Consider the following 23,817-nt stretch of genomic DNA (forward strand, 5'->3'; position numbering starts at 1 on the left):
TCCGCTGCCGTTACGCTGCATAATTTATTCTCTATCTCTTTTAAGAACTTTACGCCTAACCATCTCGGCTCGGCTTTTATGTCGTCGATCATTGCGATCTAAACTCTCAATCTTGTGTAGCTTTTGAATTGCTCTAAGCTTAACGTTTTTTTAAAAACCGTTTCTGATTTTTTCCCTTCGTTTTGGGATTGCAAAGGTAAAAACCTTTTCTGAATTTGCAAACTTTATTTTTTAATTATTTCGCTTGCTTTTTTCAACGTACAAACCGAAAATTGTTTCCTCTTTAGCGGGCTGCAAAGGTATTAACCTTTGTTGATTTTGCAAACTTTATTTTTTAATATTTTAAAGTTGCTTTTCAATGTACAACCGCAATTTCGTTTCCTCTTTTGCGGGCTGCAAAGGTATTAACCTTTGTTGATTTTGCAAACTTTATTTTCAAATAAATGTTGTGCTATACTTTCAGAGAACGTCCCGCTATTTCGTTTGCGGGTTGCAAAGGTACGCACTAATTTTACTTACGCAAATGGTTTGATGCTTTTATTGATAGTGTAGTTTTAACACACTGTAAATGAAGCAGAAAAAATGCAGTGTATTTAAAAAAAGCACGCCTTTGGATGCAGCGAGGGGTGTTTTAAATAGATTTTTGAGCTTAAAACATTTTTTGAGAAATATTAATTTTGGCTGGTAGAGTGCATTCTATAGCTGCTAGGTGCTTAAATGATCATTTACATACCCAATTGCAACAAACTTATACGTAGTAACAAGTTTAAAAAACCATCGCTTGTTTGGCATTTAGTCGTTATAAGGTTTCAGAATGCTGAGGATAGCAGCCTTTACTCATAATAGATTACTTCCCTCTTATAGCAATGATGGAAAGAAAGTGATTACTGCACTATCCGTCAATATGGATACCGTCCGTTGGCTAACGGATAAGGCCTGCGAAGTATGATCCGTTGGCTAACGGACCGGACCGCTTCTATCAGCGGCAACGCCATAATATAAAAACAAAAGCACCGGCAAAAGCTATGCCTATATACTATATAATATAAGCCCCACAATGCATACCTATATATACTATATAAACGCATTACTATATAGTATATATAAGCAGCTGTTATCCGGCTATAGATTTCATGCCACGGGCATCCCTCACCGTGCCTAACGTTAAAAGATGTTAAATACTTACCTTATATATATAAGGAGCGGTTTTGTCGTTATATATTCGTCCTCTAAATAAATAATTGACTGATTTATAATATTCAACTATCTTTGCAAAATGTTTAAAAAACAACTACTCATATTTTCGGGCGTAATGTTCCTGCTTATTGTTACGCTTGGCAGTTGTAAAAGCAAGTACGAAAAGTTAAAAGCAAGTAACGATAACGCTAAAAAATACCAGGAGGCCGTTAAGTTTTACAATAAAAAAGACTACACAAAAGCCCTTGGCTTATTTGAAGACCTGGTAACCCGTTACCGTGGCCGTGCCGAGGCTGAGGATCTGTTTTACTATTATGCATATACTAACTATAAGCTTAAGGATTATACATCGGCAAGGTTCCACTTTAAAACGTTTGCAGATACTTATCCATCGAGCCCGCGTGCCGAGGAGTGCCGCTTTATTGCTGCTTACTGTTTTTACCTCGATTCGCCTATCTACTCGTTAGACCAGGAGAACACTACCAAGGCTATTGAATCGTTACAGTTGTTTATTAACCTTTACCCTAAAAGCGACCGTGTTACGGAGGCGAGCAAGCTAATCCAAAACTTACGCGATAAGCTGGAGCAAAAATCATACGCTAACTCTAAGTTATATTTAACCATTGGCGATTATCAATCGGCAGCTATTGCGTTTGGTAATACCCTGCGCGATTACCCGGATACGAAGTATGCCGAGGAACTTGAGTTTTTGACCATACGTGCGCAATACGAATTTGCTAAAGTTAGTTTTGAGCGTAAACAACCTGAACGTTACGACCTGGCGATAAGCTCCGCCGATCAGTTTATTGAAAAATACCCGGCAAGCAAGTTTTTACCGGATGCTAATAATTACAAGAAGAACAGCCAGGCAGGCATAGAAAGAGCTAAACGTGTATTGGCCGAGGCAAGCATCGACTCAAAAACGGCCGAGAAATTAGCAAAAAAAGATACGACCACGAAGGCCGGCCAACCTACGTCAATTAAGGACAGACATAATCAGAAAATACCATATTAATAACAGATAAAAGACATGAACGTTAACAACCCAACTAACAAGCCAGCTGTAGCAAGCAGTACAGTTACCCGTGACCTGCGTGAACTGGATGTGAAAACCGACAATATATACGAGTCGTTGGTAATTATGTCAAAAAGGGCAAACCAGATCTCAAACAACATAAAAGAAGAGTTGCACCAAAAACTTTCTGAGTTTGCATCGGCTAACGATAACCTTGAAGAGGTGTTTGAAAACCGCGAGCAAATTGAGATATCTAAATACTACGAAAAATTACCTAAACCTACTTTGGTAGCTATACAGGAATTTTTAGATAACAAAATTTACTACCGCAACCCGGCTAAAGAAGTAAGAGATTTGTAGCTATACGCCTACGGGATCACACATGTTAAGCCTCTATCATATCGATGGGGGCTTTATTTGTTTAATAACGTTGGCTAATTTATATATTTGGTTTTTATTCTCCCTTTAGGGGGATGGGAAGTTATATGCTTGAAGGTAAAAAGATTGTTTTAGGGGTTTGCGGGAGTATTGCGGCATACAAATCGGCAACCCTAGTGAGGCTGCTGGTTAAGGCCGGTGCGCAGGTGCAGGTAGTGATGACGCCCGATGCCACTAACTTTATTACCCCTCTTACGCTGTCTACCCTATCTAAACGCCCTGTATATTCAGACTATTTTAAAGCCGAGACCGGCGAGTGGAACAACCATGTAGAACTTGGGCTTTGGGCTGATGTAATGATATTAGCGCCGGCAAGTGCCAATACTATGGCTAAAATGGCTACGGGCTTGGTTGATAACTTGCTTACCGCGGTATACCTATCGGCCAAGTGCCCTGTATACTTTGCACCCGCTATGGACCTGGATATGTGGAAACATAATAGTACTCAGCATAACATTACCGAACTGAAGGGCTTCGGAAATATCCTAATCCCGCCGGGAAGCGGGGAACTGGCAAGTGGCCTTCACGGCGAAGGCCGTATGGCCGAGCCGGAAGTGATAGTAGCTTTCCTGGCGGAGGATATCAGAAAGAAACTCCCCTTATTTGGCAAACAAATCCTGGTTACAGCCGGCCCTACTTACGAAGCTATAGATCCCGTACGTTTTATAGGCAACCATTCATCAGGTAAAATGGGGTTCGCTTTGGCAGATGAACTGGCTTTGCTTGGCGCGGATGTTACTTTAGTAGCCGGGCCAACCGCGCAAGCAAGCAAATACCAAAGCATTAAACGGATAAACGTAACCAGCGCGGCAGATATGCTTCAGGAGTGTTTAGCCTATTTCCCGGCAGCTAACGCCTGCGTAATGTGTGCCGCCGTGGCAGACTATACGCCTGTTACTGTTGCAGAACAAAAGATAAAAAAACACGACTATGGCTTTAACATCGAACTAAAAAAAACGACGGATATACTAAAAACCCTTGGCGCGCAAAAGTGCGAAGGGCAAATATTGGTAGGTTTTGCATTGGAAACCGAGCATGAAGAAGAGTATGCCATTGGTAAACTACAAAAGAAAAACCTGGATCTTATTGTGCTAAATTCGTTAAATGATGCCGGGGCGGGCTTTAAAAGCGACACTAATAAAGTAACTTTGATAGACCGCGACCTCAATAAAACCAGCTATGATCTTAAAAACAAGGCCGAGGTGGCCCATGATATTTGCGTTAAGCTTACCCAACTGCTAAAAAAATGAAGATATATATAACCCTTGCCGTGTTATTTTTTATCTGCTGCGCTGCACATGCCCAGGATTTGAACGCTCGTGTAAAGGTTGTTGCCCCCAAAATACAGGTTACCAACAAGCGCGCCTTGCAAATCCTGCAAACCGCCATGAAAGATTTCCTGAACGGCCGTAAGTGGAGCACCGATGAAATTGCCCCGAAAGAACGTATAGACTGCAATTTTGTATTAAATATTACCGCCTGGGACGGCAGCAGCACCTTTAGCGGCGAGCTGCAGGTACAATCGTCAAGGCCCGTATTTAATTCTACTTACACCGCTACGCTTGTTAATATTAATGACAAGGACTTTGATTTTACCTATACCGAAGGCCAGACCATTGACTATAGCGATCAGAATTTTCAGAGTAACTTAAGCTCTGTAATGGCGTTTTACGCATACATTATTGTGGGGATGGATTACGATTCGTTCTCTAAATACGGAGGTACACAGTACTTTGCAAATGCCCAAACTATTGCCATTAACGCGCAAACAACATCTTTTAAAGGCTGGAAAGCGTTCGACAATAACCTTAGCCGTTATTGGCTGGTAGAGAACCTGAACAATAAAATATATAGCAATCTGCGCGAGTTTATCTATAACTATCACCGAAACGGACTGGATATTATGGCAGATAATGCCAGTAAAGGCCGCAAATACATCGGCAGTATATTACCGGTGCTAAACCAGATAGATCGTAAGCGGTTAGGCTCCTACTTCCCGCTGGCTTTTTTTACAGCTAAAAATGCAGAGTTTGTTTCCATACTCAGCAATGCTTCACCGCAGGACAGGATGCAGGCGATGAATATCCTTTCCCTTGCCGACCCGGCAAATGGCGGTAAATATCAAAGTTTGAAGGCAAGGTAAATACCAAGCAGTATGTTATGCTAATTGCTTAAGGTAGTTTTTAAACTCCTGCAAAAATATGTTATAACACGATGATCCCATAGCTTTACCCATATTACGGATGCCGCTGTAACCGGCCACTACAAAGCAGGCCACGTACTCCGGGTTAACATCCTGGCGAATCTGTTTTAACGCTTTGCCCTGGTTAATGTTTTCTTTGATCGCATCCTGCCAATGATTGGTAAGTTTTAAAAGTCCTTTTTTAAAATCTTCGTTAAGGGGCGACATTTCTTCTATTAAATTAACCGCTGGGCAACCGTACTTGGCACGCAGGAACGGAACTTTCAATAACACCACCCGCATCATTTCATGGATATCATTTATCGGGTCTTTAGCATCAAGCAATGGTTTCACCAACGACGCATACATACCGGGATAAATTATCTCGTTGATCATCGCCAACCCCATTTCATCCTTATTTTTAAAATGGTAAAAAAACGCCCCCTTGGTAACTTTAGTTGTCTCTAAAATATTATCAATACTCGTAGCCTGGTACCCCTGCTTATAAATAAGTTCGAAGGATTTGGTCAGAATCATATTACGTGTATTGGCAGCTTTAGACATTTTAAATACTGATTGGTATGTAACACAAACATACCGGTTAGTTATATTGCTTCCTAATTTATTTTAGATTTGTCTGAACTAGAATTAAAGAATTTATAGAATTATCAGGCAGCTTATACCCAAACTTCAAAAAATTCGTTAATTCTCGAAATTCGGGTTCAAACGAATTAACTATCTTTACTCTTTTTAAGCGACAGATTATTTATGGCTAAACTTTGGGTATTAAAAGATACGGCAAATGCGGTTACAGTAAAGGAACTTGCTGCCGGGCTTAACATAAACCCGGTTTTGTCGGCCCTGTTGGCACAACGTGGCATCAGCAATTTTGATGAGGCCAAATACTTCTTCCGCCCTACTGAGCTGCACCTGCATGATCCTTTCCTGATGCAGGATATGGAAAAAGCCATCGAACGGATAGAGCAAGCCATCGCCAAAAATGAAAAGATCTTAATTTATGGCGATTATGATGTAGATGGCACAACTGCGGTTGCACTTACCTACAGCTTTTTCGAGAAGCTCCATAAAAATATAGAATACTATATTCCCGATAGGTACAAAGAAGGTTATGGCATCTCAACCCAGGGTATTGATTATGCTGCCGAGAATGGCTTCAGTTTAATTATCGCGCTGGATTGTGGTATTAAGTCTGTAGATAAAATTGTTTACGCAAATACGCTGGGAGTAGACTTTATCATTTGCGACCACCACTTGCCCGGCGCGCAATTACCTGCTGCTGTAGCTGTTCTCGACCCAAAAAGATCTGATTGCGGCTATCCATATAAAGAATTATCCGGCGCAGGCATCGGCTTTAAGCTAATCCAGGCCTGGATGGAAAAGAACGACCTGCCATTTGAGGGTGTTGCCGAATACCTCGACCTTGTAGCCATCAGCATCGCCTGCGACATTGTGCATGTTACCGGCGAGAACCGCGTACTTGCATATTTAGGGCTGAAAAAGATCAACGAAAACCCATGCATGGGTGTAAAAACCCTAATGCAGGTTGCAGGCCGTGGCAGTACATATACAATCAGCGATGTGGTATTTTTATTAGGCCCGCGCATCAACGCTGCCGGCCGAATAGATGATGCCAAGCACGCGGTTGAACTGTTGATAGCCTGCCACGAAGATGCCGCCAAAGAAAAAGGCGATATGATCAACATCCGCAATACCGAACGGAAAGGCCACGACCAGCAAATTACCGACGAGGCGCTGAGCATGATAGATAACGACGAGGTGATGATAGCCCGAAAATCTACGGTAGTATTTAATGAGGACTGGCACAAAGGCGTTATTGGTATCGTTGCATCGCGCCTTACAGAAAAATATTACCGCCCAACTGTAGTACTAACCCGCTCTAACGGACATGTGGCAGGTTCGGCACGTTCTGTTTTGGGGTATGACCTTTACGAGGCGCTTTGCGGATGCAGCGATCTACTTATTCAGTTTGGCGGACATAAGTATGCGGCGGGGTTAACCATGCACCCTGAAAATGTACCAGCCTTTATCGAAAAGTTTGAAAAAGTGGTTGGCTCGACCATTACCGACGAGCAACTGATACAACAGATAAGCATCGATGCCGAGATAGAATTAAAGGATATCGACTCTAAATTCTTCAGGATACTTGGCCAGTTTGCGCCCTTTGGCCCGGAGAATATGTCGCCGGTGTTCCTCAGTAAAAATGTGTATGTTAGCGGTAATGCATGTTTAGTTGGCAGTGCACACGTTAAAATGTTTGTGATGCAACCGGGCTCGGCAGCATTTAGCAGCATCGCCTTTAACCAGGGCGAGTTGCTTCCTCAATTAAAACCGGGCGTACCATTTGACATTTGTTACAGCATAGAAGAGAACGTATGGCGCGAGCAACGCACCATACAATTAAATATAAAGGGGATTATGCCTGCCCACCCCTCCCCGGCAGGGAGGGCTTTGAAAAGCAATATTAAGTCTCCCCTGCCGGGGGAGGTTGAGGGGGCTTATGATACTTAGAGCAGAGAACTTAATAAAAAAATATAAGCAGCGCGCTGTTGTAAACGACGTTACCTTTAACGTTGCGCAGGGCGAAATTGTGGGTTTACTCGGGCCAAATGGTGCCGGTAAAACCACATCGTTTTACATGATCGTGGGTTTGATAAAACCTAACGAGGGCAAGATCTTCCTGGATGACCAGGACATCACTACCGACCCGATGTACCGCCGCGCGCAAAAAGGTATTGGTTACCTCGCGCAGGAAGCCTCGATTTTTCGCAAGCTTTCTGTAGAAGATAATATTAAGGCAGTGTTGGAGATGGGTAAAATGCCCAAGGATAAACAACAGGTTAAGCTGGAGGAGCTGATAGACGAGTTTAGTCTTCATAAGGTACGCCGTAATCGTGGCGACCTGCTATCTGGTGGTGAACGCCGCCGTACCGAGATTGCCCGTGCCCTTGCTGCCGAGCCAAACTTTATCCTGCTGGATGAGCCATTTGCAGGGGTTGACCCTATAGCGGTTGAAGAGATCCAAGCGATGGTTGCCAAGTTGAGGCATCGCAACATCGGCATCCTGATCACTGACCACAATGTGCAGGAAACGCTGTCTATTACTGATCGTGCTTACCTGCTTTTTGAAGGCAAGATCTTAGAATCTGGTGTACCGGAAGTATTGGCCGATAACGAGATGGTGCGTAAGGTTTACCTGGGCGCCAACTTTGTATTGAAAAGAAAAACATTCCCGCAGTAATTGATTATTTTAGAAGTTAATAGTTGATGGTTCACGGATTATAGTAGGACTATTGCTATGAACTATCAACCTTGATCTATTAGCAAAAAACTTATGACCATTTTTAACTCTGTATTTACCTGGTTCATGAAAAAGCGTATCCACCAGATAGAGCTTTTTATGAAATACCCTAACGAGGTACAGGAAGAATGGTTTGAGCAGCTTATTGCCGGTGCCGAAAACACCGAATGGGGCAAGCAGTATGGCTACAAAAGCATCGAAAACCTGGCCCAATTTAAGGAGCGCGTCCCTATCCAAAACTACGATACTTTAAAGCCATACATCGAGCGGATGCTTAAAGGTGAGCAAAATGTGCTATGGCCGTCAGAGATTCGCTGGTTCGCCAAATCATCGGGCACCACCAGCGATAGGAGCAAATTTATTCCCGTTAGCGAGGAATCGTTAGAGGAATGCCACTTTAAGGGCGGTAAGGATATGCTTACGCTTTACTTTAACAACCGCCCAAATGCCCGCATATTTACAGGTAAAAGTTTAACATTGGGCGGTAGCCACCAAATCGGTCAGCTTAATTCTGATACCTTTTTTGGTGACCTATCGGCTGTGATCATGAAGAACCTACCCCTTTGGGCCGAGTTTTACCGTACACCGCATCTGGACATAGCCTTACTCGAAAACTTTGAGGAAAAAATCGAGAAGATGGCTTATGCCACTAAAGATGTAAACGTTACAAGCATAAGTGGCGTGCCTACATGGAACATTTTATTGTTTAAACGCATCCTGGAAATTACCGGTAAAAACAACCTTCTGGAAGTTTGGCCAAATTTGGAGCTATATTTCCACGGCGCAGTAAACTTTACGCCCTACCGCGAGCAGTTCAAAAAACTGATCCCGAACGATGATATGTACTACCTGGAAACCTATAACGCATCTGAAGGTTTCTTTGGCATACAAGATCTGGAAGAACCCGGCGACTTGTTACTAATGCTTGACTATGGCATCTTTTACGAGTTTTTACCAATAGAGAATCTACACCAGGAAAATCCTAAAACATTAACCTTAGATGAGGTTGAACTTGATAAAAACTATGCGCTAATCATCACTACCAACGCCGGTCTTTGGCGCTATATGATTGGAGATACCGTGCGTTTTACCTCTTTAGTACCTTACCGCATACAGATAACCGGCCGCACCAAGCATTTTATTAATGCCTTTGGTGAGGAACTGATTATTGATAATGCCGAGCGCGCCCTTGCCGAGGCCTGCTCACAAACGGGTGCCATTATCCGCGATTACACCGCTGCCCCAATTTACTTTAATGATAAAGAGTGCGGCGCGCACGAATGGCTTATAGAATTTGAAAAACGGCCTGCCGAATTTGAACGCTTTGTAGATCTGCTCGATGAAACCCTGCGCCGCGTGAACTCCGATTACGACGCTAAACGTTTTAAAGATATGGCTTTACGCCGTCCACAGGTAAAGATTGTCGCCCAAAACACTTTTTTTAACTGGATGAAAGAGAAAGGCAAAATTGGCGGTCAGCATAAAGTGCCTCGTTTGGCAAATAACCGCGAGTATGTGGACTCCATTCTGAAGATGACGGAGTTTATCAGTAATTAAACTCTGCTTATCGCACCACCAATTATTTAAAATAAGCTTCATTATCATTAAATATACAGCCTGTTACACTGTAGGACAATCAGCCGTAATAGTATATAAACTTAACAGATGAAAAAGCTTTATTAATAATTTCGCTGATTGCCTGCCTTGCATCTTGCAAAAAAGACAACCCGGTTATACCTACCCTGAACGGTAAATGGGAACTACATTCCGTAACAGGTGTCTTTGGCCCTCGTACGGAAATCGTCGTTGATAAAAAGATAAATACGAGATCAGCACCAACAGTAAATACGTTAAAATAAATGCTGACAAAACCGAAATTAAGGGATACTATACGGTAAAATTATTTGAAGAAGTAAATGGCTTTAAGCATGGTACCATTATCTTTTCCAACCCGGCGTATAGCGATGCTATAGCTTTTAAAGCAGATACTATCTACATTGGCAGTTCAGCTGCGGACGGGCCAACCTATAAATAAATTAGGATAAAGAAGTAACTGCTGCATATATTTTCACCGCTTCAACAGCCTCTTTAACATCGTGTACACGCAGGATGCTGGCACCTTTCATTAAGGCGATGGTATTTAGCGCGGTTGTACCATTTAGTGCATGTTCAGCAGTAATATCCAACAAACCACAGATCATTTTTTTGCGGGAGACCCCCGCGAGCACAGGCAATTGAAGACTATCAAACTGATTCATCTTGTTTATCAGCGCATAGCTATGCTCCGCTTTTTTGGCAAAACCAAAGCCGGGATCAAGGATAATATCATACAAGCCTAACTGCTTTAACTGGTAGATCCTTTGTACAAAGTAGTCATACACATCAGCAAAAACATCTTCATAATCAGCTAGTTGCTGCATAGTTTGCGGGGTACCTTTCATATGCATCAAAATATATGGCACCTGCAGGCGTGCAACGGTTGCAAACATATTTTCATCAAGGCTGCCTCCGGATATATCATTGATAATATGCGCACCTGCTTTGATAGCCGCTTCGGCAACACTTGCGCGAAAGGTATCTATAGAAATAATAGCTTCGGGATGGTTGGATACAATGGTCTCCACTGCGGGTAACAGGCGGTCGGTTTCTTCCTGAACTGAAATATCAATAGCGCCGGGGCGCGACGAATAGGCGCCCAGATCAAGAAAATCAGCACCCTCATTTAACATTTTTCCGGCCTGAAAACGCACATCGTTCGCCCCTGTTTTACGGCTTTCGGCATAAAAAGAATCTGGGGTGATATTAATGATGCCCATCACTTTTGGGGTAGACAGATCTATCAATTTACCGCCTGCATTTATGGTTGCCTTTTTCTGAAAAAATGTATCTTTAGCCACTTTGTTTGTTGAAACGTTAAACGGTTTGAATGTTGTAAAGTTAACGCAACTTTATTCAAATCTTTCTATTTGGCAACAGCAACATTACAACTTTGTAACATTAAAACATTACAACAAAAATTGAGCAACACAGCAACAGAATACGAAGCGGTAATAAATATTTGCAAAGGTCTTTTCATTAAAAAAACTCGCGATTACGGCACCGCGTGGCGCATCCTCAGGCCGGAATCTATCACCGATCAGATCTTTATCAAGGCCCAGCGGATCCGCACGCTCGAAGAAAAAAAGGTTTCTAAAGTTGATGAAGACATCACCGGCGAATACATTGGCATTGTAAATTATTGCGTTATTGCCATGATGCAGCTGGATTGCGGCCCCGAAACACCTAACGAACTGGATGCTAACGAAGTAGAAATGATTTTCGATGGCAAGGTTGCCGAAACCCGCGACCTGATGTTTGCCAAGAATCACGATTACGGCGAAGCCTGGCGCGATATGCGCATCAGCTCGCTTACCGATCTGATACTGATGAAAATCCTTCGCGTTAAGCAAATAGAAGATAATAAAGGCCAAACCCTGGCATCCGAAGGTGTAAAAGCCAACTACCAGGATATGCTAAACTACGCGGTTTTCGCGCTGATAAAACTGGGTGTATAATGAAAAACAAACTGATCTGGTTTTGCAGGATATCCGTTGGCCTGCTGTTCATATTCTCCGGCCTGATAAAAGCTAATGACCCGTTGGGTTTCTCTTACAAGCTGGAAGAATACTTCGAGGTATTTCACATGACCTGGCTTAATGGATTTGCGCTAAGCTTATCCATACTATTATGCGCACTCGAAATGATATTGGGCTTCGCCCTGCTTGTTGGCGCACGCGCTATACAGGTAATATGGGGATTACTGTTGCTAATTATCTTTTTCGCGTTCCTTACGTTTTACTCGGCTTACTTTAAAGTGGTGCAAACCTGCGGCTGCTTTGGCGATGCCATCCCGCTTACGCCGTGGCAATCGTTTACCAAGGATCTGATATTACTGCTGTTAGTGCTGGTATTGTTTGTCGATCGTAAAACGGTTAAATCATTAACCAATGCCAAAACCGGCGATAAGCTTTTAATTGGCGCTACCATCGTCTCAATAGGTTTTGGGCTGTACACTTATAACTTTTTACCCGTACTGGATTTTCTACCTTATAAAGTTGGCGCCAACATCCTGCAGGAAATGAAAACGCCACCGGGTGCACCTGCAGACGAATTTGAAGTTACTTACGTATTGAAGAACAAGAACACACAGGATACCAAAACCATGTCGGACAAGGAGTACCTTAAATCGGGCATTTGGAAGGACACCGCCTGGGCGGTACAGGGCAGCCCCGAAAGCAAGCTGATCAAAAAAGGCTTTGAGCCAAAAATTCGCGACTTGAATATACAAGATGCGCAGGCGAATAATTATAACCAGGAATTACTTTCAAGTCCGTTTTACAGCCTTTGGATAGTGGCTTACAATCTGGATGACACCAACCCTGAGGCTGTTAACCGAATCAACGCTCTTGCTGCTAACCTTACACAAAACTATAACACCCGTACCATATTCTTAACTTCAAACGCGCCCGGGAATGCTCAGAAATTCGCTAAGGAGCACAAGCTGGTAAGCGAACTGTTTTATGCCGATGGCGTACCTTTGAAAAGTATGGTGCGCGCCAACCCGGGCATTATGCTGATCAAGAACGGCACAGTAATCAATAAATGGCATTTTCATAATATGCCCAAGTATGAGGATATCGTTAAAAACTACCTGAGCAAATAATAATGGGATTGATATTTTTAGTAGGGTTTATGGGTTGTGGTAAAACCTCCTGGGGCCGCAAATTGGCAGCCGGACTGGGTTATGATTTCATCGACCTTGACCATGCGCTTGAAGCCCACGTAGGCTCTACGGTCGCTGAATATTTTGCATCACACGGCGAAGCATCCTTCCGTAAATTGGAGGCTGAAATCTTAAAAACAACTCCTTATTCTGCAAATACCATCATATCAACCGGTGGTGGCCTGCCCTGCTTTTTTGACAATATGGACTGGATGAACAGCCATGGGCAAACGCTTTACATCCAACTATCGCCCAAAGCATTGGCAAACCGATTAGAAAATGCTAAAACGACCCGCCCCGTACTACAGGGCAAAAAAGGCGACGAACTTGTCGAGTTCATAGAACACAAATTAGCCGAACGCGAAGCTTTTTATTTAAAAGCTACCCACACCGTTAGCGGAATAGATATGAGTGTAGAGGAGTTGGCGGATGCGGCAGGGCTTAAGGCCATTTAGAATAATCCATCCGGTTATCTATAATAGCAATGACCGTTACCCTACTTTCAGAAGCGCGATAGAAAACCGACAACTGCTTACTTAATACAGCACGATGTACTTTGTTGTTTTTGGCACTTATTGGATAAAGATCAGGGAAAATTGACACAACCTTTTCGAAACTTTGCAGCATCGTATAAAACCTATCCACTTCTCTTTGTGTGAAATGCTCCAGGAGATATGCTTTTATCGCTATTAAACCCGAAACGGCCCTGTTGGTGTAAAAAATCGGCAGCTTCTGCGAATCAGGCATTTTTCAACTTCTTCCACATTGCATCTGAAGATATGACGCGGCCGTTATCTGCATCTGAAATACCTTCGTCAATATGTCTAATTTGATCTGGTGTAAGTGTGTCCCACCAATCTGTTTCGGACTTAGAATCCTTCAAGCTTTGTAAAAAGGCAAGCATGTTGCTGTCCGATAGCTGTTCTATCCATGCTATCAGTCCTAACTTAGCTTGTTTTATCTCAGCTATCGACATATACAAATTTACGGAATTTATCGCAAATAAACAGCATCTTCCTGTCCATCAACATCAATCACCACATCAACATGCTCTTTAATAACGGTTGAAAGGGCAACGCCGGCATAATCTGTAGTTACCGGGAAGTTCTTATGGTTACGGTCAATAAGTACAACGGTGCGTAGTTTTTTAAGGGGTACGTCTAAAAACACACCGAAACCATAGGCAAGTGTTTTACCGCTGTTGAGTACATCATCTACCAAAACAATCACTTTATCATTGCATTCCTGCACATCAAAATTGGTTTTGGCGTGGAGCTGGCTGCTTTGCTTATCCAGTTCAATAGTTAACAAACGGCTGGTGAAAGGCGCTATTTTATCCAGGATCGTTTTTAAACGCTGGGCAATATGGTTACCGCGGGGCAGGATCCCGGCGATCAAGATCTCCTTTTCATCAAAATTATCTTCCAATATCTGGTAAGCAATACGGTCTATCTTTTGCTGTATTTGCTGCTGGTTTAATATCAGGATCTTTTTATCAGGCATGTAGCGTTTGTTGTAACGTTGGAATGTTTAAAAGTTGGAATGTTTGATACGGTTTAAAGTTAAAAATAACTTTACAACATTTCAACCTTATAACTTTTCAACTTAACTTTTAACGTAAGGATAATAAACAAAATTAGCGCCCTCGGGTACTACCACAAACAGGCACATAAAATCGTTAGGGTTTTTATAGGTGGTCAGGAAGCGTTCTTTCAATTCGGTTTTGATGATACCGCGCTCTGTAAATTCTTCTATGGTTGATGCGTGGATGCTCCATGCAGTGTTCAGTTCTATCCTGTCCAAGATCACCTCGCCCAGTTTTATTTCGTGCTGATGAGCGATGAATATTGGATGCGATGAAAGGCCCTCTACCATAATCTCAACGGCAACTTCGCGAATAGATTCGTTAAAGAATTTTAAGTCGCGCTCTAAACTTACCAGCGGACTATCCTTTTTAGGTTCTTCTTTTCCCCCGGTTTTTTCGTTCAATAATTCTTCGGCATCCATATCAGTAGTATATAATATTATTCTTCGGGTGGTGTTTGTGGTTTGGTTGTTTTTGCATTAAAACTTGGCTTAAAGCCAACTTTAGATGCGGCCGTTGCTTCTTCAGCGGCAGATTTTTCTTCTGCTGCAGGTTCTTCCGCTTTTACATCTTCTGTTTCAGTTGGTTTGGCTGCCATCGTTTTCATATTAAAGCGAGATTTAAAGCCTGATTTTGGTACTGTAGTTTCTGCGGATAGTGTTGGCTCAGCTTCTTCTTTTGCAGGTTCTACTTCCAATTTTGCTTCTTCTGCTTCAGCAGGTTTCGGCGCGGCTATCGTTTTCATATTAAAGCGAGGTTTAAAGCCTGATTTTGGTACTGTAGTTTCTGCGGATAGTGTTGGCTCAGCTTCTTCTTTTGCAGGCTCTACTTCCAATTTTGCTTCTTCTGCTTCAGCAGGTTTCGGCGCGGCTATCGTTTTCATATTAAAGCGAGGTTTAAAGCCCGGCTTTGGCGCTGTGCCCTCAATCGACGGTGTTTCAGCGTCCGGTTGTGTTTCGGTTGCAGGAATATCTTTTTTTTCTTCTGCCCGTTTATCCACCATTCCCGGTTTAAACCTTGGCTTAAAGCCTGTATTTGGTGCGGGGATGGTATCCGTAAGTGTTTCTACAATGGTTTGCTCGGCCAGTTGGTTTTCCTGGTGCATTTTTTCCGGCTTAAGCTCGGGTGCCAGGTGGTATCGCAACCTCAATTTATTGAACCAGTATTTTTTGGTATGGTCGAAGCTTTTCTCGCCCATTTGGGTAAAGTGCTTTTCAAATTCGGCAAACAGGCCCGGCTCTGCTGCCTTTAAGGCAACCAGGTTTATCCGCTTCTTATTAAAAAACTCTTCGAAAGTCATGTATTTTAAATGTACGAGTCAAGAATCAAGAGACAAGACTATATCCTGATTCTTGATTCTTAACTCTTGATTCTTATTCCCCTCTTATAAGGCTACGTCCACATCCAGCGCGTTAAAGTGGATGCCGGTTGCAGTTTGTTTCCAGTCCCCGCGTTCCTCTTCGGTAGCGTTCATTAATTGGGGGAACCACTCCAGCGGGAATGCCTGTTGCTTGCCATCTGCACGTTCTACAAAAAGCAAACCATTGGCAAAGGTTACCTTAACTTCTTTTTTATGCTTGCTTGATGAGAATAGTGGCATAATTGGCCCCCTCTAAATCTCCACCGGTAGGGGAGACTTTGTTTTAAAAGTTTTGAAAGCCCTCCCTACCGGGGAGGGTTTGGGTGCGGCGGGTTACTCCGCCATATTATGATAAACCGCCTGCACGTCATCATCTTCTTCTAAACGGTCGATGATCTTGAAAACGTCCACAGATTGCTCTTCGGTTACCGATATATTTGATTGTGCAACGCGCTCTAACTTGGCCGATCTGGTTTCGATACCAATCTCTTCCAGTGCTTTTTGCATTTTGCCAAAGTTTTCAAATGCTGTGTGTAACACAGCAATATCGTTTCCTTCTTCGTCAGCCTCTACAAAAAGGTCTTCCAAGCCGGCGTCTATCAGTTCAAATTCCAACTCTTCCAGGTCGCGGTCGCCCGGGTCAAACGTAAATACCGATTTACGACTGAAAATAAAATCAAGCGAACCTGTTTTACCTAATGTGCCACCATATTTAGTGAAATAGCTACGCACGTTGGCAACGGTGCGGTTAAGGTTGTCGGTAGCGGTTTCTACCAATATCGCCACACCATGCTGCGCATATCCTTCGTAAACAATTTCTTCGTAATCTTTTTCGTCGCGGCTTGTAGCGCGTTTTATAGCGGCCTCTACCCTATCTTTAGGCATGTTAACCGCCTTAGAGTTTTGGATAGCCGTACGCAGGCGCGAGTTGGTATTAGGGTCGCCGCCATTGGCTTTAACAGCCATCACAATCTCTTTACCCAAACGGGTAAACTGTACGGCCATTTTGGCCCAACGCTTAAATTTTCTTTCTTTGCGGAATTCGAATGCTCTTCCCATATTTATTGGTTTGTCCATAGTCCATGGACTATATACCATGGACACAGCGAATATAATATTGTTTTCTTAAATAATCTTTTTCAGGTTGGTTAGCATGTCTTCCGTAATCTTAGCAAGGTCGTAATCTAACTGCCAGCCCCAATCCTGCTGTGCCTGTGTATCATCTATCGATTTTGGCCAGCTATCGGCAATGGCCTGGCGCGGGTCGTTATCGGCATAGCTCATCTCAAATTCAGGGATGTGCTTTTTAATTTCTTCGGCCAGTTGCTCGGGTGTAAAGCTGATGCCCGCCAAATTGTAGCTCGAGCGGATGCTCAGGTTCTCGGCAGGCGCATCCATCAAATTAATGGTAGCACGGATGGCATCGTCCATATACATCATCGGCAACGCCGTTTGTGATAATAAAAAGCCCTGGTACTTGCCTGTCTTTAATGCCTCGTGGAAAATGTGCACCGCGTAATCGGTTGTTCCGCCTCCCGGATTTGCACGCCAGCCAATTAAGCCGGGGTAACGGATGCTGCGTACATCTACACCATATTTGGTAAAGTAATACTCGCACCAGCGCTCGCCGGCCAGCTTGCTAAAACCATAAACCGTGTTAGGGTCCATTACGCAATATTGCGGGGTATTATACTGTGGCGAGTGAGGCCCAAAAACAGCTATGGAACTTGGCCAGAATATTTTTGAAGTTTTAAACTCGACGGCAAAATCCAACACGTAAAGCAGACCGGTCATATTAAGGTCCCAGGCCATTTTTGGTTTTTGTTCGCCTACGGCAGATAGTATGGCGGCCAGCAAATAAACTTGCGTTGGCTGATGCTTTTCAAACAAATGATGCAGGTTATCCTTATCAAGCACATTGGCAAACTCGAACGGACCAGTATTGCGCAGAGCGTAGTTTGGGCTATTTATATCAGAGGCGATGACGTTTTCGGCACCGTGTATACTTCTTAATGCAGTTACCAGTTCGGTACCTATTTGGCCATTGGCGCCAATCACTAAAATCTTTTCGCTCATGCAGTCACAGGTTTGGTACAAAGGTAAATTTTTTTGTCTGAACCCGAATTTTGTCTGAACCCGAATTGATGGAATTTAACGTATTTTACTGCATTATTTCAGTTAGAAGCAGGCCGTTACAGCTATTCATTCCAAAAATTCACCTAATTCTTAAAATTCAGGTTCAGATATTTTGCATACTAAAATGGTAGACTTTCGGCAAAAAAATTGCATATTTGGAGTTTAGTTAACATACCATATAATTTAAAACAGAATGAAAGTCGCAGTTATTGGTGCCACAGGATTGGTAGGCACTAAAATGTTGCAGGTTCTTGCCGAACGCAACTTCCCCGTTACAGAGTTAATTCCCGTAGCATCCGCAAAAAGTATTGGTAAAGAAATTACTTTTAAAGGCATGCAGTTTAAGGTAGTTTCTGTTGAGGATGCGATAAAGCAAAAGCCGGACGTTGCGCTTTTTAGCGCGGGTGGCAGCACTTCTTTAGAGCAGGCACCGTTATTTGCGGCAGCAGGCATTACTGTTATTGATAACTCATCGGCCTGGCGTATGGATCCAACCAAAAAATTGGTTGTGCCCGAAGTGAACGCGGATGTTTTAACCGCTGATGACAAGATCATCGCAAACCCAAATTGCTCAACCATACAAATGGTAGTGGCCTTAAAACCACTGCATGATAAATATAAAATTAAACGCGTGGTGGTATCAACCTATCAATCGGTAACCGGCACCGGCGTTAAAGCGGTTGACCAGCTTTTTAACGAACGTAAAGGTATCGACGGGCCGAAGGTTTATCCTTACACTATCGACCTGAACGTGATCCCTCAAATTGATGTATTTACTGAGAACGGTTACACCAAAGAGGAGATGAAAATGATCCTGGAGACTAAAAAGATCATGGGCGACGATAGCATTAAGGTTACCGCAACTACAGTGCGTATCCCCGTTATGGGCGGCCACTCGGAATCGGTTAATATCGAGTTTTTGCACGATTTTGACCTGAGCGAAGTACGCACCTTACTTGAAAATTCGCCGGGTATTGTGGTAGTGGACGATACTGCTAACCTAAAATATCCCATGCCGCTTGACGCGCACGATAAAGACGATGTATTTATCGGCCGCCTTCGCCGCGACGAAAGCCAGGACAATACCCTTAACTGCTGGATAGTATCAGACAACCTGCGTAAAGGCGCAGCTACCAACGCCGTACAAATTGCTGAGTACTTAGCTGAAAAGCATTTAATTGGGCAGGCGGTAGAGGTTTAAAGAATAGAGACTTGTGATTAGAGATTGGCTTCTTCACCATAACAAATACAAAAAAATAGGGACGATCTGATGATTATCCCTATTTTAATTTACGTCTGATGTATAAGCATGTGTCATTGCGAGCGATAGCGTGGCAATCTCAGCACATCCGCTTGTCCTCTGAGATTGCCACGTCGCTACGCTTCTCGAAACGACATGTTTTTGTACCATTAGGGCGCTTTATCTTATCTTTACCCCATGCCTCAACAAAAAGCTGTAATTATTGGTGCCGGAATAGCGGGGATAGCAACGGCTATCCGTTTAGCGGTTAAGGGTTACGCGGTTGAGGTTTACGAGGTTAATAGTTACCCCGGTGGCAAACTCTCCGAAATTGAGCAGGATGGGTATCGTTTTGACGCTGGGCCAAGCTTATTTACAATGCCTCAATATGTAGATGAACTTTTTAAATTGGCCGGTAAAAAACCCGCCGACTATTTCACTTACCAAAAGCTGAAGGTAGTTTGCAAATATTTCTACGAGGACGGAACCCAACTAAGCGCTTACGCAGATACCCAACAATTTACCGAAGAGATAGAAAACAAAACCGGTGAGCCTGCTGCATCCGTTATAAAACATTTGGCCAATTGTAGCGACATCTACAGCATTACTAATCATGTATTTTTAGAGCGGTCGCTGCATAGGTTAAAGACTTTTTTGCGTTGGGATACAATCAGGTCAATATTAAGATTCCCGAAAATAGATCCATTCAGGACTATGCATAAGGCAAACGTTTCGGGATTTAAAGACGCCCGGGTTGTACAATTTTTTGACCGTTATGCTACCTATAATGGCTCTGATCCGTACCAGGCACCGGCCACGCTGAATGTTATCCCGCATCTCGAACACCATTTCGGCGCCTACTTCCCGGATGGTGGCATGTACAGCATTACCCAAAGCCTGGTGAAACTGGCCAAAGAGTTGGGTGTAAAATTCAACTATAATTATAAGGTGGATGAGATCGTTGTCATAAATGGAGTAGCAAAAGGCATCCGCGTTAAAGGCGAAAATATTTTGGCCGACCTCATGGTATCCAATATGGATGTTTGGTTTACTTATAACCGCTTACTTGGCAAATATCCCAAATTACATCCGCAGAAAATATTAAGCCAGGAACGCAGCAGTTCGGCATTGATTTTTTACTGGGGGATAAAAAAGCAGTTCCCTGAATTGAACCTGCACAACATCTTCTTTAGTGCCGATTATAAAGCCGAGTTTGACCATATATGGAATCAGCAGGATATTTACAACGACCCTACCGTATACCTCAATATCAGTTCGAAATACAAAACTGATGATGCCCCTACAGGTTGCGAAAATTGGTTTGTAATGATCAACGTACCCGCCAATAACGGGCAGGATTGGGATAAACTGATCGCGGATGCGAAGCAAAATATAATCAGCAAACTTTCTAAAATATTGGACGAGGATATCAGCCAGCTTATCGTATCAGAAAGCATTCTTGATCCCCGAAGCATCGAAAGTAAAACATCATCCTATAAAGGCTCCATATACGGAACAAGCTCCAACAACCAGTTCGCGGCATTTTTAAGGCATGCCAATCAATCATCAAAAGTGACCGGGCTATATTTTTGCGGAGGCAGTGTGCACCCGGGTGGTGGAATACCGTTGTGTTTGTTATCGGCGAAGATTGTGAGTGAGATGATGATATAACGTTTATAAAAACCGTGTCATTTCGAGCAAGCAGTGGGATGGACAGCGAAGTAGGGCTACGAGAAATCCTGTTCGTTAGATAATTCTGCTACATATCTTATCTAACAAGATTTTTCCTCGTACCTCGTTCGAAATGAAAGCCTTTTTTTTAACTTGATTCCTGAATCTAAAAATCCTGGCTCCCTTAATTAACCATTCCCGCCAACGCTTCTATCCACTTTGGAGAATCATTCAGGCTCTCTACCAATTGCACATGCTCGCCGCCGAGGGCTTTAAATTCGTCGCCATACTCATGGGTTACTTCAAAAACGGTTTCCAGGCAGTCGGCTACAAAGGCGGGGCATAGTACAAGTAGTCGTTTTTTACCTTCTTTAGCCAACCGGGCAATTATTTCGCTGGTGTAAGGCTGTACCCATGGGTCGCTGCCCAGGCGCGATTGAAAACAAACGGTGTACCTATCTTTCGGCAAATTCATTTTGACGGCAATTAAGCGGGCTGTATCATGCGATTGCGCCGAATAGCACAATTTATTGGTGTCGTTCAAGGTATTGCAACAGCCATCAACCTGCAGGCAGTAGCCGTGGGTATGATCACATTTTTTTAACTGGCGTTGCGGCAAGCCGTGAAAGCTGAAGAGAATATGGTCGTACGTTTCGGGCTGATACTTTTTTGCGTTATCGGCAAAGGTTTCTATCATTAGCTCGTTATCATGAAACGAGTTCAGGAACGAAATGGTAGGAATAGTTTGCCAATCCTTAACCAGGTTCATCACTTTTTCCTGTACCGAGCCTGTACTTGCCGATGCATATTGCGGGAACAGCGGGATCACCTGGATGTCGCTTATCAAGGCATCTTTCAAGCGCAGCAAGGCAGATTCTATAGAAGGGCTTTGGTATCGCATGGCCAGTTCAACCACGTAGCCATCGCCAAGGCGTTGCTGTAAAGCGGCTTGTTGTAATAAACTATAACGTAATAATGGGGAGCCGGTTTCTTTATCCCAAATGGCTTGGTAAAGCTTTGCAGATTTTGGCGCTCTGAAAGGAACAATAATCCCTTTAACCAAAACGGTGCGCAATACTGCGTTAACGTCAATAACACGCGCATCCATCAAAAATTCGTTCAGATACTTACGTACATCCGCTGTCGACGGACTATCTGGTGTACCTAAGTTTACCAGTAAAACTCCCTTTTTTACCATAATATGCAATAATAAAATAAGTATTTGTGATTGTCGGGGTTCAATATCAGACTAATGTTAATTTAGAAAGATAACTAACAACGGCTATGGATTATTTCTTCACCTGCCACAATTTCCACCAGGGTGTCCAGGGGGCATCGTGATGTTCGTAATGGTAACCAAAAAAGTAACAGCTAAAAAATGCCAGGAAATGGTTGCGTTGAAAACTGCGCGACTGGTGCTTATTATCGTGTTCGCCTTTGTGGGGTTGGTAGGTGCCAAAGTAGAATAGCTGCAAAGTGCTCAGTAAAGATGGTGCTACCCAAAATAGTAGAAGATTAGGTTGCGGGATCCATATCTTCAATACGTTAAACAAAACCGCCATGATCACAATTTGCCAAATAGACAGGTAGTTGCGGATGAATTGCACATACCATCTAAAAAATGTACCGTTATGGTAATCGGGGTCGGCATCTGTATGTACGTGGTTGTGGTGCTGGTGATGTTTGGTGTATAATTTAGGGTACCAAAACGAAGCATAAAGGAAGGTGCAGATAAATCCAATACCGTTATTTAAAGCTTTGTTGGGGACTACAGTACCGTGCATGGAATCGTGCGCGGTGATGAACAGGCCGGTATAAAGATGCATTTGCACCAGGATCATAAGGTATAACAGCGGATTTTTAAAATCTACCTGTAACTGCATCAGCAAAATAGTGGATGTTATCCAGCTACCCAGCACAAGCAGGGCAATAAATAAACCGATATATGATGGTGATTTTTGCAAGATGGCGGCCCCTCCAAACCATCCCCGTAAGGATGGCTTTAAATAACGTAATTGTTTAATAGCTTTCCAGTTCGGCTTTTACCTGTTGCATTAGCCACATAGGTGTTGATGTTGCGCCCGCAATGCCTATGGTATCGCCCGGGGCAAACATATCCGTGTTCAGTTCGCTAATGTATGATACAAAATAAGTGTTTGGGTTATGCTTTCGGCAAACCTCATAAAGCACTTTGCCGTTTGATGATTTTTTGCCAGACACAAATACAACTTTATCAAACTTTACCGCAAAAGCAGGCAGGTCCTTATCGCGGTTGCTCACCTGGCGGCAAATGGTATCGTTGGCCTTCACCTCATACCCGCGCGACAGAAGTTGCTCTTTAACACTGTAAAACTTGTCCATGCTTTTGGTAGTCTGGCTGTATAGTGTAAAGCTGGCAGGCAGGTCGGCATCTTCAAGCTCGGTAATATCCTGGAAAACCAGTGCATCACCATTAGTTTGCCCTTGCAGGCCTACAACTTCAGCATGGCCGTGCTTCCCGAATATTAGGATCTTCTCGTTATTATCGTACGATGTTTTGATGCGGTTCTGCAGTTTTAAAACCACAGGGCACGATGCATCTATCAGCGTAATATTATTCTCTAAAGCTATTTTGTAAGTTTCCGGCGCTTCGCCATGCGCGCGGATCAGGACCTTTTCATCGCGGAGGTTTGCCAGTTCGGCATGCTCAATAATGCGCAGGCCAATGGCTTTCAGGCGAAGCACTTCCGCGTCGTTATGCACAATATCGCCAAGGCAGTACAGGTAACCATCTTCGGCCAAAATCTCTTCGGCCATATCAATAGCGTAAACCACCCCAAAGCAAAAGCCGGAGTCCTGGTCGATAGTAACTTGTAGCTGATAATTACCCATTGTGGTACAAAAATAACTAT

25 protein-coding genes are annotated in these 23,817 nt (G+C 43.3%); 12 read left to right on the forward strand and 13 right to left on the reverse strand.

What is annotated here, in order from left to right; genetic code table 11:
• The first annotated feature begins 1,276 nt into the window (after window positions 1–1,276).
• The 4 genes from NAF17_RS15965 to porD all read left to right on the forward strand — a co-directional run bounded on the left by NAF17_RS15965 (window position 1,277) and on the right by porD (window position 4,793).
• A complete protein-coding gene (locus NAF17_RS15965; protein WP_252759018.1) occupies window positions 1,277–2,212 on the forward strand; it encodes an outer membrane protein assembly factor BamD in 936 nt (311 codons plus the stop codon).
• A gap of 15 nt (window positions 2,213–2,227) precedes the next feature.
• Window positions 2,228–2,572 carry a DNA-directed RNA polymerase subunit omega gene (locus NAF17_RS15970; RefSeq protein WP_252759019.1) on the forward strand — a complete coding sequence of 115 codons (345 nt, stop codon included), beginning with the start codon at window positions 2,228–2,230 and terminating at the stop codon, window positions 2,570–2,572.
• 125 nt (window positions 2,573–2,697) lie between these two features.
• Complete coding sequence (coaBC, locus tag NAF17_RS15975) at window positions 2,698–3,900, forward strand: bifunctional phosphopantothenoylcysteine decarboxylase/phosphopantothenate--cysteine ligase CoaBC (protein ID WP_252759292.1); 1,203 nt, start codon at window positions 2,698–2,700, stop codon at window positions 3,898–3,900.
• Window positions 3,897–4,793: a type IX secretion system protein PorD gene (gene porD, locus NAF17_RS15980; RefSeq protein WP_252759020.1), complete on the forward strand. Its 897-nt coding sequence runs from the start codon at window positions 3,897–3,899 to the stop codon at window positions 4,791–4,793. The genes coaBC and porD overlap by 4 nt, the downstream gene beginning before the upstream one ends.
• A 15-nt stretch (window positions 4,794–4,808) precedes the next feature.
• Here the strand turns inward: porD and NAF17_RS15985 are convergent, their stop codons facing one another.
• Window positions 4,809–5,396, reverse strand: a complete 588-nt coding sequence (locus tag NAF17_RS15985; protein ID WP_252759021.1) for a TetR/AcrR family transcriptional regulator — start codon at window positions 5,394–5,396, stop codon at window positions 4,809–4,811.
• 204 nt (window positions 5,397–5,600) lie between these two features.
• Here NAF17_RS15985 and recJ point away from each other — a divergent pair, with 204 nt between their 5' ends.
• The 3 genes from recJ (at window position 5,601) to NAF17_RS16000 (ending at window position 9,729) form a co-directional block, all read left to right on the forward strand.
• A complete protein-coding gene (gene recJ, locus NAF17_RS15990) occupies window positions 5,601–7,382 on the forward strand; it encodes a single-stranded-DNA-specific exonuclease RecJ (RefSeq protein ID WP_252759022.1) in 1,782 nt (593 codons plus the stop codon).
• Window positions 7,372–8,112: an LPS export ABC transporter ATP-binding protein gene (gene lptB, locus NAF17_RS15995; protein ID WP_252759023.1), complete on the forward strand. Its 741-nt coding sequence runs from the start codon at window positions 7,372–7,374 to the stop codon at window positions 8,110–8,112. The genes recJ and lptB overlap by 11 nt, the downstream gene beginning before the upstream one ends.
• A 93-nt stretch (window positions 8,113–8,205) precedes the next feature.
• Window positions 8,206–9,729, forward strand: coding sequence for a GH3 auxin-responsive promoter family protein (locus NAF17_RS16000; RefSeq protein WP_252759024.1), 1,524 nt, complete (start codon window positions 8,206–8,208; stop codon window positions 9,727–9,729).
• Window positions 9,730–10,208: 479 nt separating this feature from the next.
• On the opposite strand, the gene folP is transcribed toward NAF17_RS16000, so the two are convergent.
• The gene (gene folP, locus NAF17_RS16005) at window positions 10,209–11,069 is read right to left on the reverse strand and encodes a dihydropteroate synthase (RefSeq protein ID WP_252759025.1); all 861 of its coding nucleotides are present in this window, start codon (window positions 11,067–11,069) and stop codon (window positions 10,209–10,211) included.
• 120 nt (window positions 11,070–11,189) lie between these two features.
• Between folP and NAF17_RS16010 the strand changes: the two genes are divergently transcribed.
• The 3 genes from NAF17_RS16010 to NAF17_RS16020 are packed head-to-tail and all read left to right on the forward strand — an operon-like array spanning window position 11,190 to window position 13,389.
• Window positions 11,190–11,726 (forward strand): DUF1599 domain-containing protein, encoded by a 537-nt coding sequence (locus NAF17_RS16010; protein WP_252759026.1) that lies wholly within the window; start codon window positions 11,190–11,192, stop codon window positions 11,724–11,726.
• Window positions 11,726–12,874: a BT_3928 family protein gene (locus NAF17_RS16015; protein ID WP_252759027.1), complete on the forward strand. Its 1,149-nt coding sequence runs from the start codon at window positions 11,726–11,728 to the stop codon at window positions 12,872–12,874. Before NAF17_RS16010 ends, NAF17_RS16015 begins: the two co-directional genes overlap by 1 nt.
• Window positions 12,875–12,876: 2 nt before the next feature.
• Window positions 12,877–13,389: a shikimate kinase gene (locus tag NAF17_RS16020; RefSeq protein WP_252759028.1), complete on the forward strand. Its 513-nt coding sequence runs from the start codon at window positions 12,877–12,879 to the stop codon at window positions 13,387–13,389.
• Here NAF17_RS16020 and NAF17_RS16025 read toward each other — a convergent pair.
• From NAF17_RS16025 to NAF17_RS16060, 8 genes are all read right to left on the reverse strand, one after another.
• The gene (locus tag NAF17_RS16025; RefSeq protein ID WP_252759029.1) at window positions 13,376–13,681 is read right to left on the reverse strand and encodes a type II toxin-antitoxin system RelE/ParE family toxin; all 306 of its coding nucleotides are present in this window, start codon (window positions 13,679–13,681) and stop codon (window positions 13,376–13,378) included. The two genes, NAF17_RS16020 and NAF17_RS16025, sit on opposite strands and share 14 nt — an antisense overlap.
• Window positions 13,674–13,910, reverse strand: coding sequence for a hypothetical protein (locus NAF17_RS16030; protein WP_252759030.1), 237 nt, complete (start codon window positions 13,908–13,910; stop codon window positions 13,674–13,676). The genes NAF17_RS16025 and NAF17_RS16030 overlap by 8 nt, the downstream gene beginning before the upstream one ends.
• A gap of 17 nt (window positions 13,911–13,927) precedes the next feature.
• The gene (locus tag NAF17_RS16035) at window positions 13,928–14,437 is read right to left on the reverse strand and encodes a phosphoribosyltransferase family protein (protein WP_252759031.1); all 510 of its coding nucleotides are present in this window, start codon (window positions 14,435–14,437) and stop codon (window positions 13,928–13,930) included.
• Window positions 14,438–14,539: 102 nt separating this feature from the next.
• Window positions 14,540–14,941, reverse strand: coding sequence for a hypothetical protein (locus NAF17_RS16040; protein ID WP_252759032.1), 402 nt, complete (start codon window positions 14,939–14,941; stop codon window positions 14,540–14,542).
• Window positions 14,942–14,958: 17 nt separating this feature from the next.
• On the reverse strand, window positions 14,959–15,819 hold the full coding sequence (locus tag NAF17_RS16045) for a hypothetical protein (RefSeq protein ID WP_252759033.1): 861 nt from the start codon (window positions 15,817–15,819) through the stop codon (window positions 14,959–14,961).
• 84 nt (window positions 15,820–15,903) lie between these two features.
• Window positions 15,904–16,119 (reverse strand): DUF2442 domain-containing protein, encoded by a 216-nt coding sequence (locus tag NAF17_RS16050; protein ID WP_252759034.1) that lies wholly within the window; start codon window positions 16,117–16,119, stop codon window positions 15,904–15,906.
• Between the two features lie 93 nt (window positions 16,120–16,212).
• Window positions 16,213–16,938, reverse strand: coding sequence for a YebC/PmpR family DNA-binding transcriptional regulator (locus tag NAF17_RS16055; RefSeq protein ID WP_252759035.1), 726 nt, complete (start codon window positions 16,936–16,938; stop codon window positions 16,213–16,215).
• 66 nt (window positions 16,939–17,004) lie between these two features.
• The gene (locus NAF17_RS16060; protein WP_252759036.1) at window positions 17,005–17,955 is read right to left on the reverse strand and encodes an NAD-dependent epimerase/dehydratase family protein; all 951 of its coding nucleotides are present in this window, start codon (window positions 17,953–17,955) and stop codon (window positions 17,005–17,007) included.
• A 253-nt stretch (window positions 17,956–18,208) separates the two neighbouring features.
• Here NAF17_RS16060 and NAF17_RS16065 point away from each other — a divergent pair, with 253 nt between their 5' ends.
• Window positions 18,209–19,216 (forward strand): aspartate-semialdehyde dehydrogenase, encoded by a 1,008-nt coding sequence (locus NAF17_RS16065; RefSeq protein ID WP_252759037.1) that lies wholly within the window; start codon window positions 18,209–18,211, stop codon window positions 19,214–19,216.
• 237 nt (window positions 19,217–19,453) lie between these two features.
• Window positions 19,454–20,926, forward strand: a complete 1,473-nt coding sequence (crtD, locus tag NAF17_RS16070) for a 1-hydroxycarotenoid 3,4-desaturase CrtD (RefSeq protein WP_252759038.1) — start codon at window positions 19,454–19,456, stop codon at window positions 20,924–20,926.
• Window positions 20,927–21,110: 184 nt separating this feature from the next.
• Here the strand turns inward: crtD and hemH are convergent, their stop codons facing one another.
• From hemH to NAF17_RS16085, 3 genes are all read right to left on the reverse strand, one after another.
• On the reverse strand, window positions 21,111–22,124 hold the full coding sequence (hemH, locus tag NAF17_RS16075) for a ferrochelatase (RefSeq protein WP_252759039.1): 1,014 nt from the start codon (window positions 22,122–22,124) through the stop codon (window positions 21,111–21,113).
• 91 nt (window positions 22,125–22,215) lie between these two features.
• Window positions 22,216–22,890, reverse strand: a complete 675-nt coding sequence (locus NAF17_RS16080) for a fatty acid desaturase (protein WP_252759040.1) — start codon at window positions 22,888–22,890, stop codon at window positions 22,216–22,218.
• Window positions 22,891–22,945: 55 nt separating this feature from the next.
• Window positions 22,946–23,797 (reverse strand): 4-hydroxy-3-methylbut-2-enyl diphosphate reductase, encoded by an 852-nt coding sequence (locus NAF17_RS16085; protein WP_252759041.1) that lies wholly within the window; start codon window positions 23,795–23,797, stop codon window positions 22,946–22,948.
• Window positions 23,798–23,817 lie beyond the last annotated feature (20 nt).

It is taken from the genome of Mucilaginibacter aurantiaciroseus, from assembly GCF_024055595.1.
GTDB classification, from domain to species: Bacteria; Bacteroidota; Bacteroidia; order Sphingobacteriales; family Sphingobacteriaceae; genus Mucilaginibacter; species Mucilaginibacter aurantiaciroseus.

Coding starts and splice junctions, on each gene's coding strand:
- NAF17_RS15965 (WP_252759018.1), top strand. CDS start 1,277: ATGTTTAAAAAACAACTACTCATATTTTCGGGCGTAATGTTCCTGCTT.
- NAF17_RS15970 (WP_252759019.1), top strand. CDS start 2,228: ATGAACGTTAACAACCCAACTAACAAGCCAGCTGTAGCAAGCAGTACA.
- coaBC (WP_252759292.1), top strand. CDS start 2,698: ATGCTTGAAGGTAAAAAGATTGTTTTAGGGGTTTGCGGGAGTATTGCG.
- porD (WP_252759020.1), top strand. CDS start 3,897: ATGAAGATATATATAACCCTTGCCGTGTTATTTTTTATCTGCTGCGCT.
- NAF17_RS15985 (WP_252759021.1), bottom strand. CDS start 5,396: ATGTCTAAAGCTGCCAATACACGTAATATGATTCTGACCAAATCCTTC.
- recJ (WP_252759022.1), top strand. CDS start 5,601: ATGGCTAAACTTTGGGTATTAAAAGATACGGCAAATGCGGTTACAGTA.
- lptB (WP_252759023.1), top strand. CDS start 7,372: ATGATACTTAGAGCAGAGAACTTAATAAAAAAATATAAGCAGCGCGCT.
- NAF17_RS16000 (WP_252759024.1), top strand. CDS start 8,206: ATGACCATTTTTAACTCTGTATTTACCTGGTTCATGAAAAAGCGTATC.
- NAF17_RS16015 (WP_252759027.1), top strand. CDS start 11,726: ATGAAAAACAAACTGATCTGGTTTTGCAGGATATCCGTTGGCCTGCTG.
- NAF17_RS16020 (WP_252759028.1), top strand. CDS start 12,877: ATGGGATTGATATTTTTAGTAGGGTTTATGGGTTGTGGTAAAACCTCC.
- NAF17_RS16025 (WP_252759029.1), bottom strand. CDS start 13,681: ATGCCTGATTCGCAGAAGCTGCCGATTTTTTACACCAACAGGGCCGTT.
- NAF17_RS16030 (WP_252759030.1), bottom strand. CDS start 13,910: ATGTCGATAGCTGAGATAAAACAAGCTAAGTTAGGACTGATAGCATGG.
- NAF17_RS16035 (WP_252759031.1), bottom strand. CDS start 14,437: ATGCCTGATAAAAAGATCCTGATATTAAACCAGCAGCAAATACAGCAA.
- NAF17_RS16040 (WP_252759032.1), bottom strand. CDS start 14,941: ATGGATGCCGAAGAATTATTGAACGAAAAAACCGGGGGAAAAGAAGAA.
- NAF17_RS16045 (WP_252759033.1), bottom strand. CDS start 15,819: ATGACTTTCGAAGAGTTTTTTAATAAGAAGCGGATAAACCTGGTTGCC.
- NAF17_RS16050 (WP_252759034.1), bottom strand. CDS start 16,119: ATGCCACTATTCTCATCAAGCAAGCATAAAAAAGAAGTTAAGGTAACC.
- NAF17_RS16055 (WP_252759035.1), bottom strand. CDS start 16,938: ATGGGAAGAGCATTCGAATTCCGCAAAGAAAGAAAATTTAAGCGTTGG.
- NAF17_RS16060 (WP_252759036.1), bottom strand. CDS start 17,955: ATGAGCGAAAAGATTTTAGTGATTGGCGCCAATGGCCAAATAGGTACC.
- NAF17_RS16065 (WP_252759037.1), top strand. CDS start 18,209: ATGAAAGTCGCAGTTATTGGTGCCACAGGATTGGTAGGCACTAAAATG.
- crtD (WP_252759038.1), top strand. CDS start 19,454: ATGCCTCAACAAAAAGCTGTAATTATTGGTGCCGGAATAGCGGGGATA.
- hemH (WP_252759039.1), bottom strand. CDS start 22,124: ATGGTAAAAAAGGGAGTTTTACTGGTAAACTTAGGTACACCAGATAGT.
- NAF17_RS16085 (WP_252759041.1), bottom strand. CDS start 23,797: ATGGGTAATTATCAGCTACAAGTTACTATCGACCAGGACTCCGGCTTT.